Annotated in this window: 2 protein-coding genes; both read right to left on the bottom strand. The window is 33.6% G+C overall.

Annotation, left to right across the window (positions count from 1 at the left end; genetic code table 11):
* Positions 1-1157 (bottom strand): FtsX-like permease family protein (locus tag JJE11_RS17655; protein ID WP_291638003.1); only part of this gene is annotated, 1157 nt, incomplete at its 3' end.
* A 5-nt stretch (positions 1158-1162) separates the two neighbouring features.
* The gene (locus JJE11_RS17650; protein ID WP_291638001.1) at positions 1163-1867 is read right to left on the bottom strand and encodes an ABC transporter ATP-binding protein; all 705 of its coding nucleotides are present in this window, start codon (positions 1865-1867) and stop codon (positions 1163-1165) included.
* Positions 1868-1970 lie beyond the last annotated feature (103 nt).

Below are 1970 nucleotides of genomic sequence, written 5' to 3'. Positions count from 1 at the left end.
GGTCTCATACATTCTGCAGGAGAATATCTTATCTCACGGGCACAAATAAATGCAGCAGTACCGGCACAAATAACAGATGTAATCAGCACTGACTTAAAAATCGCTAAAAAATCAAGACTGACTGAAACTTGCGGCAAAGTCATATTCTTGCTAGCCATACTCATCAGGCCTTTTGTTATTACACTTGCTGGTACTACTCCAAGAAGATTACCCAAAATAACCACTATAAAAGCATAAGAAAAAAAATAATTGAAAATAACTATTTTACTATACCCAAAAGCCTTTAATGTTCCTATCATCATTCTATTGTTTTCTACAACTCTTGACATAGTAGTAAACATAATAAATGCTGCAATAAGAAAAAATATCATTGGCAACGTGTTAGTAATTGCTTTTGTACTCTTAACTTCATTTATTATAATGGAGGCCTTTTGATTATCCTCAAAACTTAAAAGCTGGTTTAACTTTGTTCCAAGTATTTTTTCAATATCCACTTTAAATTTATTTTCATCTACATTATCCGCTAGTTTTAAACTAATTTTATTATAGGACATGAGCGCCAACATATCGCCTAGTGCATCAGCTTTTACATATGCGAAACCATGTTTGTAGCTATTAGGTATTAGTTCCATACCTCCCACATTGTATATAAATTCTGGGCTATCAATTAGTGCACAAACGGTGAACTCAAGCTTCTTTTCCATTTCTTTAATTCTTAGCTGAATTTTATCGGAAACATGAATATTGTGAGCTTTTGCATAAGATGCATCTAGCATACATTCCCGGTTATTTTCAAACATACTTCCCGATATAATATAAGGTTTGTTAATATTAAAATCCCCTGATATACCACTCAGGTCAATGCTAATGTTTTCATCTTCATAATTTTCTGTTGGTATACTTATTTCTGACTGTATACTTTCGACGCCTTTAAGCTTCGAAATCTGCTTTTCATCAAATTTAGTAAACTGACTTCCATATATCCAATAATCAGCGACATTCTGACTTTTATAATAACTAGTAGCTACTTTGTTAAGGTTGAAACCATATCCACTCATACCAACATAAATCATTGCGCCAAGTGCTGTAATAATTATGACTGCAAGAAGTCTTGGAAGAGTAGAAAATATGTCTCTAAAAAAGTTACGAATTAGCATCTATATCACCACTCAATCCTCTCAACAGGTATAGGTGAAAGATTTTCTTCAATACTGATTACCTGTCCACTTTTCATTTTAATAACTAGATCACCTATAGGTGCAATTGCCAGGTTATGCGTTACGATTATCACAATTTTATTGCTCTCGCGGCATATTTTGTGTAAAAGTGAAAGTACACTTTTACCTGTTACATAATCTAAAGCCCCAGTAGGTTCATCACATAATAATAGATCAGGATTTTTAGCAAGTGCTCTTGCAATAGCAACCCTTTGTTGTTCTCCACCTGATATTTGCGACGGAAAATTGCCCTCCCTATCTGATAGTCCAACTAGTCCCAGGCTTTCTCTTGCATCAATGGGATTTTTACATATATGGCTTGCCAGTTCTACATTTTCAAGAACATTTAAATTTGGCATAAGGTTATAGAACTGAAAAACAAACCCAATACTATTTCGTCTAAATAATGTAAGTTTTAAATCATTATACTTCGTTATTTCTTGTCCATAAACAACAACACTTCCACTTGTAGCTGTATCCATTCCACCTAAAATATTTAAAACTGTAGATTTGCCAGCACCACTTGATCCAATCAAAACAACCAAGGACCCCGCTTTTATAGTAAAGCTAACATCATCAACAGCAATAATTTTTGTTTCGCCCATCTGATAGGACTTCACCAAATTTTTTACAACAATTGCCTCACTCAATTAATTTTCATCCCCCTGCTACTTTCTTTATTTATTACTACTCAGACATTCCTTAGGTAATATGTATTCCGAATAGGAAATATGCATTCCATTATATACAATG

The organism is Clostridium sp., assembly GCF_016650095.1.
GTDB lineage: Bacteria > Bacillota > Clostridia > Clostridiales > Clostridiaceae > Clostridium_AD.
The sequence above is the reverse complement of the archived record's forward strand: the minus strand, read 5'-3'. Positions and strand labels throughout refer to the sequence as shown.